This window comes from Bacteroidales bacterium (assembly GCA_023229505.1).
Lineage (GTDB): Bacteria > Bacteroidota > Bacteroidia > Bacteroidales > JAGOPY01 > JAGOPY01.
Map to the genome: position 1 here is coordinate 22,526 of JALNZD010000005.1, position 14,053 is coordinate 36,578.

Consider the following 14,053-nt stretch of genomic DNA (forward strand, 5'->3'; position numbering starts at 1 on the left):
TATTTGGATTTCAGCTATTTAATCCTTTAAAGCCTTTCCGCAAAGTTTCGAAAGACCTTTTTAAATTCAAAAAAAATTTTATCTTCGCCTCTTTTAAATCTAAATTGTTAATAAATTAACATTGACTTTTTTTCATATGAAGAAATCCCTTTTCCTCTTCTCGCTGGCTTTCCTTCCGTTATTGATCTTTTCCCAGGATGAATCCATGTTCGGCATCAAGTTTAATGGATTTATTAAGACAGACATCATCTGGGATTCTCGTCAGACCGTAGATATTCGTGAAGGCCACTTTTTGCTTTACCCCAAACCTGAATCACTTGATCCGGATGGTAATGATATCAATGCCAGAGCAAGCTTTAATTTCCTGAGTATCCAGACACGCCTGCGAGGTGATATAAAAGGGCCCGATGCACTTGGGGCTAAGACATCAGGAGCAATAGAAGGGGAATTTTTTGGTATGGCCGACAGCGATATTAACGGTTTCCGCCTGCGGCATGCTTATGTAAAACTGAACTGGAAAACGACTGAGCTGATGGTTGGCCAGTTCTGGCACCCGATGTTTATCACCAGTTGCTATCCTGATGTGGTTTCCTTCAACACCGGCGCGCCTTTCCTCGTATTCTCACGTAACCCGCAGATCCGCCTAACCCAGAATATTAAAGGTTTCAGGGTCATACTGGCCGCATTGTCACAGATCGATTTTAAAAGCACCGGACCTGACGGCCCCAGCACAAAATATATCAGGAATTCAGCCATCCCTTCACTGAGCCTGAATCTTGAATATTCAAAAAAGAATGCCGAACAGGGGAAAGAGTTCCTGATTGGTGTCGCCGGCAATTATAAAAGACTTATCCCGATGATAAAATCCGATAGTGGCTATAAAACCACTGAAGGTATAAATTCCATGTCGGGGATGGTTTATATTAAACTTGGTTTCCCGAAAGTTGTCATCAAAGCTGCGGGTCTTTACGGGCAGAATATGTATGATTATACTATGCTTGGCGGTTATGCTGTAAAAAAATACATCGATCAGGCCAAAGGGATTGTCAGCTATCAAAATATCACAACGATGTCGGTGTGGACCGAGATTATGACCACCGGGAAGAAAATGATGGGTGGTATTTTCCTGGGATATTCCAATAATGCAGGTGCTGGAACTGTTGTTTCCGGACCGTACTATTCAAGGGGAAAAGATGTCAACGGAAAAGGCTTCCCGGATGATGACATCAGTTACCTTTACCGGATTGCACCCCGTTTCATTTATAATGCCGGCAAATTCCGATTAGCCCCTGAAATTGAATATACGGTTGCCGGTTATGGCACCACAAGCGATATGGACGGAAAAGTCTCAGATGTGAAACCTGTCGGCAATTTCCGCTTCCTGCTCGGCGTTTACTATTTCTTTTAACCTTAAATCGCACTCAATAACATTTTAAACATAACTAAATCATTATTTACAAATCTAAATCATAAGCATTATGATGAAAAAAATCTCAAGTTTTGTTGATTATTTTCAGCAATATCATGAAAGTGTGACAGATCCGGAGGGATACTGGGCGAAGATCGCAGAAACTTTCCAGTGGCACAAGAAATGGGACAAAGTCCTGGATTGGAATTTCACCGAACCTAAGATTAATTGGTTCATCAATGGCAAATTGAATATCACAGAGAATATTTTTGAACGCAATCTCCCGGCCCGTAAGGACCAGGTTGCCCTGATCTGGGAACCTAATGACCCGAAGGAACCGGAAATGCGGATCACATACGGTGAACTTTTTGAGAAAGTATGCGTATTTGCCAATGCGCTTAAGAAATTAGGTATCAAGAAAGGCGATCGGATTGCCATTTATTTGCCCATGGTCCCCGAACTGCCGGTCGCCATGCTGGCATGTGCCCGGATTGGCGCAGTCCATAGCATTGTTTTCGCCGGTTTCTCTGCGAATTCCCTTGCCGATCGTATCAATGATTCCAAATGTAACCTGGTTATCACTGCTGACGGCCTTTTCCGCGGATCCAAAAATGTCCACCTGAAATCCATCGTTGATGACGCATTACTGATGTGCACTTCAGTAGAACATGTAATTGTGCTGAACCGCACCGGTGATGCCATTCAGATGAAAGAAGGAAGGGATATCTGGTGGCAGGATTTCATTGCCGGAGTTCCGAAAGAAAATAAAGCCGAGGTGATGGATGCAGAAGACACTCTTTTCATCCTTTACACTTCAGGTTCTACCGGAAAACCAAAAGGCGTTCTCCATACCATAGGAGGTTATATGGTTTTTGCCGAGTTCACCTTTATGAATGTATTCCAGTATAATGAAGGCGATATTTTCTGGTGCACCGCCGACATCGGCTGGGTTACCGGTCATACCTATATTGTTTATGGTCCGCTGCTGGCCGGCGCCACTTCAGTCATGTTCGAAGGAGTTCCGACATACCCGGATCCGGGCCGGTTCTGGGAAGTTGTGGATAAATTGAAAGTCAACCAGTTTTATACTGCCCCCACGGCTATCCGTGCCTTGATGGCACAGGGCGATGAATGGGTGCGTTCCAAAGATCTCAGCTCACTGCGTGTTCTGGGATCCGTGGGTGAACCTATCAATGAGGAAGCCTGGCGCTGGTATCACGACCTGGTTGGCAAAGGAAAATGCCCGATCGTGGATACCTGGTGGCAAACTGAATCAGGAGGCATCCTGATCACTCCGCTCGCCGGCATCACCCCCACCAAACCCTCATTCGCCACGCTGCCATTACCCGGTGTCCAGCCCGTTATCGTTGACAATGAAGGTAATGTGGTTGAAGGAAACAATGTACAGGGCAACCTCTGCATCAAATCCCCCTGGCCTGGGATGATCCGCACCACATACGGCGATCATGAGCGTTGCAGGATAAATTATTTCTCCACTTACCGCGGACTTTATTTCACCGGTGATGGTGCTAAACGCGATGAGGAAGGCTATTACCGCATCCTGGGCCGTGTCGACGATGTGATCAATGTTTCCGGCCACCGGCTTGGGACTGCCGAAGTAGAAGACGCCATCAACCAGCATCCAAAGGTTGTTGAATCGGCTGTTGTTGGCTATCCGCATGAGATCAAGGGATCAGGTATCTATGCTTATGTGACCTGCGATGCACTTTCAGATGACGAAGTCCAGACGATCGATAAGGAGATTGCCGACCTCGTTTCCAAGATCATCGGGCCGATTGCCAGACCTGATAAGATCCAGATCGTAGCCGGTCTGCCCAAAACCCGTTCAGGTAAAATCATGCGCCGTATTCTCCGTAAGATCGGGGAAGGTGATGCCACCAGCCTCGGAGATACATCCACCCTGCTCGACCCGGGTGTCGTGGAAGAAATTATCCGCGGTGCAAAGGTTGAAGTGAAGCGATAATATACGATTTACCGGAAGCACTGCTGGATTTATAGAGCGGTGCTTCCGGGTTTTCAGAAGACAGAAGTCAGAAGACAGAAGACTAAAAAGATCAATTATTTTGGAAGAAGGAACTTACAATAATAAATCCAAATTAGATTCTGATTCATTCATTGTGGAGGAAAATGCAAAATCATTTGTTGAGTTGGCAGTTTGGCAAAAAGCTCATTCATTAGTCCTTGATATCTATTTGTTAACAAAGACCTTCCCAAAAGAAGAGTTGTATGGATTGACAAACCAGTTAAGGAGAGCTGCTGTATCGGTTCCTGCTAATATAGCCGAAGGTTTTGGAAGATTCAGCAAAACTGAAAAAGTAAGATTCTTCAATATTTCTCAAGGTTCATTAAATGAAGTTAAATACTTTCTTATTTTGGCAAATGACTTAAAATATGGTGAAGTAGAAATGCTAAAATCTAAATCGGAAGAAATCAGCAAAATCCTGGATTCATATATCAAAAGGATCAGAGAAGATAAATGAACTATCATCTTCTTCTGTCTTCTGTCTTCTGTCTTCTGTCTTCTGTCTTCTGTCTTCTGTCTTCTTTAAATTAACCCTCAAACCAAAAACCAATGAATAAGAATAAAATAATGAACCGTAACCTGGTGGTGATCGGTGCAATCATGATCCAGTTAGCACTGGGTGCCATCTATGCCTGGTCTGTTTACACAAAATCCTTAAGGGAAGCAGGCTGGTCAAAACAAGAAACCCAAATGGTCTTTTCCGCAGGACTTGCTTTATTTGCAATTGTAATGGTTATCGCCGGCCGCTTTCTGCAACATCCCAAAGTTGGTCCCAGGAAACTGGCTATGGCTAGCGGTTTTGTCCTGAGTGTCGGCTATATCCTGGCAGGAATTTTTGGTGCAGAAAACTTTACAACCACATTTATTTTTGTCGGAATTATTGGTGGGGCAGGCATCGGCCTCGGTTATGTTGTCCCGATCGCAGTCGGAATAAAATGGTTCCCGGATAAGAAAGGCCTGATCACAGGTCTGGCAGTTGCCGGTTTTGGTTTCGGCGCTACATTGTGGATGACATTGGCTGACAAACTTGGCCCTATCGGCGGAGGTGAACTTCTGAAAAACCTTGGTGTTTCCGGTACTTTTATCGCCTTTGGCATCGCATATTTTATTCTTGTTGAAATCGGGAGCTATTGGATGACATTTCCTCCCGATGGCTGGAAACCAGAAGGATGGAACCCACCCCAGGCAGATAAATCAAAATCTGTAGCCGGCTCAGTAACCCTTACCAGTTGGGAAATGTTAAGGACACCTCAATTTTACCTGATCCTGCTGACGTTTGCCTTTGGTGCAAGTGCAGGCTTGATGAGTATCGGACTGATGAAACTCTGGCCGATGGAAGCAATGGAAGCTCATGGTATTCCAAAGGAACAGGCAAGTGCTGCAGCAACCCTTGCAATGGCAGTGTTCTTTGCCCTGTTCAATGGGCTTGGAAGGATCATCTGGGGAATGATCAGCGACAAGATCGGACGCAGACTCTCGATCATCATTATGGCAGCAACTCAAGGTGTATTTGTTTTCCTCTTCCAGTGGATGGCAGGCAATGAATATACCCTGTTTCTTTTTGCAATGCTTATCGGGTTTAACTTCGGTGGAAATTTTGCGCTATTTCCAACCATTACAGCCGATATTTTCGGCACAAAATATGTCGGCATGAATTATGGCTGGGTGTTCCTTGCCTATGCCATTGGCGGTATATTCGGGCCGATAATGGGCGGAAAATTGGGGGATATGGGAAACTTCCCGCTTGCATTCACTATTTGCGGAATTCTTTGTATCGTTTCAGTTTTAACGATATCAATGGTTAAACCGGTTAAAAAAACAACTTAACCATTCTTAACCAAATCATTATGATTACGCCGGGTTTCAGTACTCTAAGCAGGACCGGATCCTGTATGCTGATCCCGGCGTAAATTTGTTTTGAAATTAATTTAACTTTGCAGTCGATTGAAACTATTTTTCTATATATGATTGTATAAAGATTGGCCATTCAATGGCAGGTACCCAATGATGGACCTCTCCCATCATCAATAAAAAATCGTCCATGCCAGTTTCGATATCTGAAGTTAAAACCAAACGGGATCTCACTCAGTTTATTTACCTTCCGTTAAAGTTGCACCGGACCAATCCCAAATGGGTTCCTCCCATTTACATAGACGAATGGAAATTTTTCAACCCCGCTAAAAACAAAGCATTTTCTTATTGTGATACTATCCTGATCCTTGCGAAAAAGGATAACGATGTCGTCGGACGTTTGATGGGGATTATTCACAGGGGTTACAATGAACTGAAAGGTGAGAAGACCGGTCGTTTCGGCTGGTTTGAGAGCATCGATGACCAGGAAGTCGCCCATGCTATGCTGGACTATATCCAGGATTGGGTAACAGCCCGGGGCATGGAAAAATTAATCGGTCCATTCGGTTTTTCAGACAAAGACCCGCAGGGTTGCCTTATCGATGGCTTTGAGCACCGGGCTGTTTTAACAACCATTTATCATCCTCCATTTTATAGAAAGCTGATTGAGAATGAAGGCTTTATAAAAGAAACTGACCTGGTGGAGTACTTGATACCGGTTCCTGAATCAATCCCTGAGTTTTATCAGCGGATTAATGACCGCGCTTTGAATAATCACAAGGTAAGCATTAAGGAATTTAAACGGAAAAAGGAACTTAAACCCTATATAGTTCCGGTCTTAAAATTGATGAATGAGACTTTCAGCGAAATTTTCGGTTCATTTCCTTTGACCGAACAGGAAATGATCTCTCTTGCAAAAGAATACCTGCCGGTACTTGATCCGGAATTCGTTAAAGTCGTTGTAACCGGTCGGGATGAAATTGTCGCCTTCATCATTGGCATGCCTGATGTTGCGGAAGGTTTGCAGAAAGCAAAAGGGAAATTGTTACCGTTTGGGATCTTTCACATTCTCAGGGCAGCAAAAAAGACCGATCAACTTGTCCTGCTCCTCGGAGGGATCCGTTCAGATTTCCAGGGAATTGGTCTTGATGCCCTGATGGGGATCAAAATGCTTGAAACGGCAACCCGAAGGAAATTCAGGGTTATCGACAGCCATCTGGAGCTCGAGACCAATTATAAGGTACGTGCCGAAATGGAAAAAATGGGCGGCAAGGTTGCAAAGGTTTTCAGGATTTATAAGAAGGCGTTAGCGTGAGCCCCCTCCCCATAGTCCCCTCCCCCAATTGGGGGAGGGGATTTAGGGGTAGGGGCCGCTGACCGCTATAAAATTTCCATTACTGTTAATTAATTCACAAAATAAAAGTACCTTTGTGCAGTTCTGTAAATTATAACGAATCGATCATTAAAACTTTATAATATATTTCGAAATGGCAGTTAAGACATTACAAAAAATATTCAGGCCGCAACGCCTTGCAATCATCGGAGTGTCCAATGATCCGAACAGTGTTGGCGGGATTACGCTCAAGAATTTGGTTGGCGGCGGATTCCAGGGTGTTGTATACCCGATTAACCCAAAACACGAAGCCGTGATGGGTATTCCCTGTTACAAAGACGTGAAGAGCCTGCCCAAGGTTCCTGATCTTGCAGTAATATGCACCAATGCCAAAACGGTCCCGGGGATCGTCAGGGAATGTGGTGAATCGGGCATCCTGGGTATCATCATCATGTCGGCGGGTTTCAAAGAGATCGGACCAGAAGGTAAGAAATTAGAGGAGGAAGTAATGGCTGAAGTTTCTAAATTCACCGGGATGAGAGTAATCGGGCCAAATTGTCTGGGCATAATCGTTCCCGGGTATAATATGAATATCAGTTTTGCAGCAGGTACTGCCAAAAAGGGACATGTGGCTTTTATCTCCCAATCTGGTGCGCTTTGTACTTCTGCACTTGACTGGGCCAATGAAGAGAATATCGGCTTTTCTTATTTCGTATCTATCGGCAATACGATGGATGTCGGTTTTGGCGACCTGATCGACTTTTTCGGACAAGATCCCAGTACGCGGTCAATTATTCTGTATGTAGAATCCATATCCAAAGCACGACAGTTTATGACGGCTGCCCGTGCGTTCGCACGCAAAAAGCCGATCATTGTTTACAAGGCAGGCCGTTACCCGGAATCTGCAGCTGCAGCCGCCTCCCATACCGGGGCCATGGCTTCGGAAGATGCCGTTTATGACGCTGTTTTCCAGCGTGCCGGCGTTGCAAGGGTATATGATATCGGAGACATTTTCAATTTTACTGAATTGATGGCACAGAAAAATATCCCCAAAGGAAGAAATTTAGCTATCATCACTAATGCCGGCGGCCCGGGGGTTATGGCTACTGACGCGCTGATCTCCATGGATGGAAAGCTGACCAAACTTTCCGAAGATACGATGAAGAAATTAAATGATTACCTGCCTCCATTCTGGTCGCATGGCAACCCGGTCGATGTTATTGGAGATGCATCTCCTGAAAGATTTTCCACAGCAGCCAGGATTGTCCTTGAAGATCCGGATGTCGATGCTGCTCTTGTCATCCTTACCCCTCAAGCCATGACCAATCCGACGTCCACGGCCATTGAAATCACCAAGCTGACCGATCATACGACCAAACCTATTATGGCAGCCTGGCTGGGCGGGCAGAGTATGAGGGAAGGTATCGATATCTTCAACAAACACGGCATTTCTACCTATGATACGCCTGAAGGAGCCATCCGTGCGTTTATGACGCTGGCTAGCTATTCCAAGAACCTTGATTCATTATTTGAAACTCCGAAAGATTTCCCGGTATCCTTTACGCTTGACCGCGAAAAGGTCCGGAAGGAATTTATTGAACATTATTTTACAAAAGACAAGATTCTTTCAGAAGATGTTTCCAAATCATTGATTGCAGCTTACGGTATACCCACAACCCAGCCTGTTGTTGCAAAATCGGCTATCGAAGCAGCCGACATCGCTAACAAGATCGGTTACCCGGTGGTCATGAAGATACATTCGCCGGATATTACCCATAAATCGGACGTAGGTGGGGTGATTCTTAATATTAAAGACGAAGACGGAGTCTGGAACAATTTTAAAAATATGACCCGGAGCATAAAAGAAAAGATGCCTGATGTGAAGATCGAGGGTGTTACTATCCAACCGATGGTCAACATGAAAGATGCCACTGAAATGATCCTTGGTATTAAAAAAGACCCTGTCTTCGGTACCGTGCTGCTGGTTGGCATGGGTGGTGTGGGTGCAGAGGTATTCAAGGATACAAAGCTGGCTTTTCCGCCTTTGAATGAAAGGCTTACAAGATCAATGATCGAGTCGCTGAAGATCTATCCTTTCCTGAAAGGTTACCGCGGTGCACCGGCAAAAGATATTGAAAAACTGATTGAAGTCATTATCCGGCTTTCGTACCTGGCCGCCGATTATCCTGAGATCGTCGAACTCGATATCAACCCTTTGCTCGTAGCCACAAATGATGTAATCGCCCTGGATGCAAGGATTGTGATCGATCAGGAACTCGTTGGCAAAGATCTGCCGCAGTTCTCACACCTGCTTATCCATCCATACCCGGATAAATATACCAAGCCGGCAAAGCTGGTCGATGGAACGCCCATCCTCCTGCGTCCTATCAAACCGGAAGATGAGCCCTTGTGGTTGGACCTTCTTGGAAGTTGTTCCAAAGAATCGATTTATTCAAGGTTCAGATATAACTTCCATTACGATTCACATGAAATAGCCACCCAGTTCTGCTTCATTGATTATGCCCGTGAAATTGCCATAGTAGCTGAAGTTATAGAAGAAGGAAAAAAGAAACTGATCGGAGTGGGAAGGCTGATTGCAGACCTTGACCATGAAACAGTCGAATATGCCGTATTGATTTCTGATGCCTGGCAGAAGAAGGAATTAGGAACGCTTTTGACGGAATACTGTGTGGAAATTGCCCGCCAATGGCATCTCAAACGAATTGCAGCCGAAACTACCAAAGACAACCAGGCCATGATCACTGTTTTTAAGAAACTGGGATTCAAGGTAGTTTTCAACCAGGATACCGGGGTCAGTGTCTCTTTAGACTTGATTTAACTCCTGCTTCTATCGATCACTTTACAGATATCTCTGAAAATATCATCGATCGAGCCTACTCCGGTGAGAGATTTAAATTTTGCCTGTTGATTATAATATTCTATAAGGGGATGGGTCTGAGAATGATAAACCTTCATCCTGTTACGGATAACATCTTCCGTATCATCCTCACGGCCTTCCAGTTGAGCCCGCTTTAATAATCTTGTCACGACCTCTTCTTCATCAACATCAAGGGAAAGTACCAGAGAAACTGTTTCACCTGTTTCGTTAAGCAGTTTGTCAAGATCTTCTGCCTGCCTGATCGTGCGGGGAAAGCCATCGAAAACAAAACCGCGGAGATTGCCGGCTTGTTGTAAAGCTGACCTTAAAATATCCACCAGCAAGTCATCCGGGACTAATTCTCCCCTTTCAATTATACTTTGAACTTTTAATCCCAGTGCACTCTTGTTCCGGATCTCCCGGCGGAAGATATCCCCGGTGGAGATGTGAACGAGGTTATACTTTTCGGCAATTCGTGACGACTGGGTACCTTTTCCTGATCCCGGAGGACCGAATAAAATCAGATTGAACATAAATTAGTTATTGGTTATTTGTTAATGGTTAGTGGGTGTTGGTAAGAGGTTATTTATAGTTTACTATTAACTACTAACCATTAACCACTAACTAATACGGCAAATATAAGGAACTGCGATGAATGTGAAAAAGCTTTTTACTAATTTTGCGGTAAATTAAAACAATTGCCAGAGGTTATCACCGATACATTAGTTTGTTATCCGGGCCATTCTATCAGCGAGTTCCTTGACCCGGGGCTTTGGGAGCTTTACCACGAGGTTTCAAAGGGTACTTCTTCTCCTCTTCCTTTTCTCGATGCTGCGCCTGCAAATATGATTTTACAGCCCCTGGCATCTTCGGAGTTAAAAAACAACTGGATATTCTGGATCCTGTTGGCTGGATTCGTTATATTGACTATGACCAGGTATTATCATGAGAAAAGGTTAAAACTTTTTGGTTCATCAATTTTCAAACGATCAGCCTCTATTCAGCTGATCAGGGAGAGCCCTGTTTATTCCCACCGGAGTTTTTTCCCTATGCTGCTCATTTATATCATATCTGTCACAATGTTAATCCATCAGTCTGTAGAAATATCCTCACCCGGTTCAACCGAAGGAATAAAGACTTTACTGGTATTCGTGCAGTTCCTGGGTATTTACATAGCCTTCTCTCTCTTAAAAATCTTAGTTATCTGGCTAATCAGCGTGACTTTTAAAAATACGGAAACGGCTAAGGAGTATATACAGAATATCCTGATTTATAACCTTGTTTTGGGTATCCTTCTTTTGCCGCTTTTGCTGCTCATTGTTTACACCTATCACGAGTTATTCCTTTATATAGCAGGGGGATTAGTGCTGATTATGATATTCCTGCGATTCATGAGGGGAGTCGCAATAGGTTTATCTGATCCAAAATTTACATTGTTTCATTTATTTTTGTACCTTTGCACCCTCGAAATTTTGCCCCTTGTTGTTGCAGCAAAATTTCTAAGCAAATATTTTTTCTCCTGAGAGAGAAAAAATGGTTGTCGTTGATGAATGTAGTATTAACAATCTGATACACAAATAAATTGATGAACATTCTAGTATCACAACCGCAGCCGATTGACATAGAGAAATCACCTTATGGCGATCTTACAAAGAAATATAGCGTCGACATCGCTTTTCAGAAGTTTATTAATATCGAAGGAATTCCATCGAAAGAATTCCGCCAGTCGCGGATAAACCTGCTGGATTTCAGTGCTGTAATTTTCACGAGTCGCAATGCTGTTGACCACTATTTCAGAATGGCTAAGGAACTGAGGGCAGATATTCCACAGACAATGAAATATTTCTGCATGAGTGAATCCACAGCCTTCTATTTGCAAAAATATGTCCAATACCGGAAGCGGAAAATCTTCCATGGCAAACAAAGTTTTGATGACCTGATGGAGGTCATCCGCAAGCACAAAGAAGAAAAATACCTTTTGCCCTGTTCCGACATCCAAAAGGCAAGTATTTCTAAAATGCTGGATGATAATTTAATCAATTACACCAAAGGGATTTTTTATAAAACACTGGCCAGCGATTTATCACACATCGATATTAAGAAATATGACATGCTCATATTTTTCAGCCCATCCGGTATTGCGTCCCTTTTCAAAAATTTCCCTGAATTCAAGCAAAACAGCACAGTTATCGGAGCTTTTGGACCAACGACAACCAATGCGGTAAAAGAAGCAGGATTGACTTTAAATATTGAAGCGCCTACTAAAACCGCCCCATCGATGACTATGGCCATTGAGGAGTTTTTACATAAGAATATAAAAAAAACCAAGTAAACTTCTTGAAATCAGTGATGATCTTCAATCGGATGCCACATCCTGCTGAAGCCAATTCCGGAAGCTAATGCCAGGCATGATATGTCCCTCTTCTCCTTCAGGAAAGATGAAATATTAAGAAAAAAAAAACTTATAGACCGGCTTTTCGCTGAAGGATCCACTTTTTTTATTTATCCATTTAAAATTTTTTGGCTTGTTATACCATTGGAAACCCCGGATCCTGCCCAGATTTTAATCAGTGTGGGAAAGCGGACTTTCAAAAATGCAGTAGACAGAAACAGGGTCAAACGACAGATCAGGGAAGTATACCGGGCACACAAGCATAAATTATACGATCACCTTGTTAAAGATCAACAGCATTGTATCCTGGGAATTATTTATACAACGAATATCCATCTTCCAACAGAAGACCTGGAAGTCAAAATAAAAGCAGTTCTGAAGCGTTTATACTCAGAACTAAATAAAAAATTGAACAATTCATCTTCTTCTTTGTCTGAGTAAATAAATATTATACTATGAAATATTTCCGACTGAACTTTATTGCTCTTCTCTTTTTCTGCCTTGTTATCTCATTCCATTCGACCGGTCAGAGTGAGAACAACTTTGAAATCTCAAAGAACCTGGATATCTATGCCACGCTGTTAAAAGAGCTTGATAAAAATTATGCTGACCTGATCAATCCCGGTGAACTTACTGAAACCGCGATAGAAGCCATGCTCGAAACGCTTGACCCTTATACGGTTTACATTCCTGAATCCAACGCGGAAGATTACAAGCTGATGATGACAAATCAGTACGGCGGCATAGGTGCCCTTATTCATAAAAATGGAAGTTATGTAGTTATATCGGAACCTTATGAAGGATTCCCAGCCCAGAAATCAGGCCTTAAAGCTGGCGATAAGATCCTGGAGATCAATGGAAAATCGATGAAAGACAAAACTTCAGACGATGTCAGTGAAATCCTTAAAGGTCAACCTGGTGTTGAACTGGAAATCCTGATCGGTCGTGCCGGTATATCGGACCCATTGATAATGAAAGTAGTACGTGAAGAGATTAAAATACCCAATATTCCTTATTATGGCATGTTAAACGGCGGGATCGGTTATATCAAGCTGACCAATTTTACCCAAAATGCAGGCAATGAAGTTAAAAAGGCCTTAACCGAATTAAAAAGCAATAATGAACTCAAAGGCATCATACTGGATCTCAGGGGGAATGGCGGCGGATTGTTGAATGAGGCAGTGAATATCTGCAACCTCTTTGTAGATCAGAACCAGCTCATTGTCAGCACCAAAGGTAAGATATCCTCCAAGAACCAGGATCATTTTACCCGCTTTGCCTCGGTGGACAAGGATATGCCATTATCCATCCTGGTTGACAGGGGCAGTGCCTCCGCATCTGAGATCGTTGCAGGCGCTATACAGGACTTCGACCGAGGCGTAATCATAGGGCAGCGGACCTATGGAAAAGGCCTTGTACAGAATGTGATCCCCCTGACATATAATTCACAGGTTAAAATCACTGTCGCAAAGTATTATATTCCGAGTGGCCGTTGTATCCAGGCCATTGATTATTTTCATAAGGATAAAAACGGCTTGTCTGAAAAGGTCCCGGATTCGCTGATCTCTGAATTCAAAACGAAAAATGGCCGGTCTGTTTATGATGGCGGGGGTATTGAACCTGATGTCAATATGGATGCTATGAAATTGAGCAAGATTTCTCAAACGCTGATCACAAAGTACTTTCTCTTCGACTTTGCGAACCAGTTCGCCTTAGAGCACAGCAGCATAGCATCGCCGGATGAATTTGTCGTAAGTGATGAGATCTTTAACAAACTGATCGGTTTTTTGAAAGATAAGAATTATGATTACCAGACCGCCAGCGAAGAAGCCCTTGAGAAATTAAAGACTAACGCTACTAAAGAAAACTACTTTGATGCGATAGAACAAGACTATAATGCATTAAAATCCAAGATTCTCCACGATAAAAGCGAAGACCTGATCACCTATAAGGATGAAATAAAACTTATTCTAAAGGATGAGATCGTAGCCCGCTATTATTATCAAAAAGGACGCATTATCGCGTCGCTGAGTGATGACCCGGAAATTGCCAAAGCAATTGAGGTACTGCAGGGAACGGCAACTTACCTGGCTATCCTGGATGGAAGCATTAAGCCTGAAAGACAGAAGAAAGAAGCAGAGGAATAA

At 43.4% G+C, this 14,053-nt stretch carries 11 protein-coding genes; 10 read left to right on the forward strand and 1 reads right to left on the reverse strand.

Going from position 1 to position 14,053, the window contains the following annotated elements; translation table 11 throughout:
* Window positions 1-136 precede the first annotated feature (136 nt).
* The 6 genes from M0Q51_02980 to M0Q51_03005 all read left to right on the forward strand — a co-directional run bounded on the left by M0Q51_02980 (window position 137) and on the right by M0Q51_03005 (window position 9,475).
* Window positions 137-1,408: a hypothetical protein gene (locus M0Q51_02980; protein ID MCK9398946.1), complete on the forward strand. Its 1,272-nt coding sequence runs from the start codon at window positions 137-139 to the stop codon at window positions 1,406-1,408.
* A gap of 70 nt (window positions 1,409-1,478) precedes the next feature.
* A complete protein-coding gene (gene acs / locus M0Q51_02985) occupies window positions 1,479-3,392 on the forward strand; it encodes an acetate--CoA ligase (protein MCK9398947.1) in 1,914 nt (637 codons plus the stop codon).
* 154 nt (window positions 3,393-3,546) lie between these two features.
* Complete coding sequence (locus tag M0Q51_02990; protein MCK9398948.1) at window positions 3,547-3,909, forward strand: four helix bundle protein; 363 nt, start codon at window positions 3,547-3,549, stop codon at window positions 3,907-3,909.
* 92 nt (window positions 3,910-4,001) lie between these two features.
* Entirely contained in the window at window positions 4,002-5,279 is a 1,278-nt protein-coding gene (locus M0Q51_02995) for an OFA family MFS transporter (GenBank protein ID MCK9398949.1), read from the forward strand.
* 214 nt (window positions 5,280-5,493) lie between these two features.
* Complete coding sequence (locus M0Q51_03000; GenBank protein MCK9398950.1) at window positions 5,494-6,618, forward strand: hypothetical protein; 1,125 nt, start codon at window positions 5,494-5,496, stop codon at window positions 6,616-6,618.
* 172 nt (window positions 6,619-6,790) lie between these two features.
* Entirely contained in the window at window positions 6,791-9,475 is a 2,685-nt protein-coding gene (locus tag M0Q51_03005) for a bifunctional acetate--CoA ligase family protein/GNAT family N-acetyltransferase (GenBank protein MCK9398951.1), read from the forward strand.
* Here M0Q51_03005 and M0Q51_03010 read toward each other — a convergent pair.
* A complete protein-coding gene (locus M0Q51_03010) occupies window positions 9,472-10,047 on the reverse strand; it encodes an adenylate kinase (protein ID MCK9398952.1) in 576 nt (191 codons plus the stop codon). The genes M0Q51_03005 and M0Q51_03010 overlap by 4 nt on opposite strands.
* Before the next feature lie 165 nt (window positions 10,048-10,212).
* Between M0Q51_03010 and M0Q51_03015 the strand changes: the two genes are divergently transcribed.
* The 4 genes from M0Q51_03015 to M0Q51_03030 all read left to right on the forward strand — a co-directional run bounded on the left by M0Q51_03015 (window position 10,213) and on the right by M0Q51_03030 (window position 14,053).
* On the forward strand, window positions 10,213-11,037 hold the full coding sequence (locus M0Q51_03015; protein ID MCK9398953.1) for a DUF4271 domain-containing protein: 825 nt from the start codon (window positions 10,213-10,215) through the stop codon (window positions 11,035-11,037).
* Between the two features lie 62 nt (window positions 11,038-11,099).
* Window positions 11,100-11,846: a uroporphyrinogen-III synthase gene (locus M0Q51_03020; GenBank protein MCK9398954.1), complete on the forward strand. Its 747-nt coding sequence runs from the start codon at window positions 11,100-11,102 to the stop codon at window positions 11,844-11,846.
* A gap of 81 nt (window positions 11,847-11,927) precedes the next feature.
* On the forward strand, window positions 11,928-12,347 hold the full coding sequence (rnpA, locus tag M0Q51_03025) for a ribonuclease P protein component (GenBank protein MCK9398955.1): 420 nt from the start codon (window positions 11,928-11,930) through the stop codon (window positions 12,345-12,347).
* Window positions 12,348-12,361: 14 nt separating this feature from the next.
* Window positions 12,362-14,053, forward strand: a complete 1,692-nt coding sequence (locus M0Q51_03030) for a S41 family peptidase (GenBank protein ID MCK9398956.1) — start codon at window positions 12,362-12,364, stop codon at window positions 14,051-14,053.

Coding starts and splice junctions, on each gene's coding strand:
- M0Q51_02980 (MCK9398946.1), top strand. CDS start 137: ATGAAGAAATCCCTTTTCCTCTTCTCGCTGGCTTTCCTTCCGTTATTG.
- acs (MCK9398947.1), top strand. CDS start 1,479: ATGATGAAAAAAATCTCAAGTTTTGTTGATTATTTTCAGCAATATCAT.
- M0Q51_02995 (MCK9398949.1), top strand. CDS start 4,002: ATGAATAAGAATAAAATAATGAACCGTAACCTGGTGGTGATCGGTGCA.
- M0Q51_03000 (MCK9398950.1), top strand. CDS start 5,494: ATGCCAGTTTCGATATCTGAAGTTAAAACCAAACGGGATCTCACTCAG.
- M0Q51_03005 (MCK9398951.1), top strand. CDS start 6,791: ATGGCAGTTAAGACATTACAAAAAATATTCAGGCCGCAACGCCTTGCA.
- M0Q51_03010 (MCK9398952.1), bottom strand. CDS start 10,047: ATGTTCAATCTGATTTTATTCGGTCCTCCGGGATCAGGAAAAGGTACC.
- M0Q51_03020 (MCK9398954.1), top strand. CDS start 11,100: ATGAACATTCTAGTATCACAACCGCAGCCGATTGACATAGAGAAATCA.
- rnpA (MCK9398955.1), top strand. CDS start 11,928: ATGTCCCTCTTCTCCTTCAGGAAAGATGAAATATTAAGAAAAAAAAAA.
- M0Q51_03030 (MCK9398956.1), top strand. CDS start 12,362: ATGAAATATTTCCGACTGAACTTTATTGCTCTTCTCTTTTTCTGCCTT.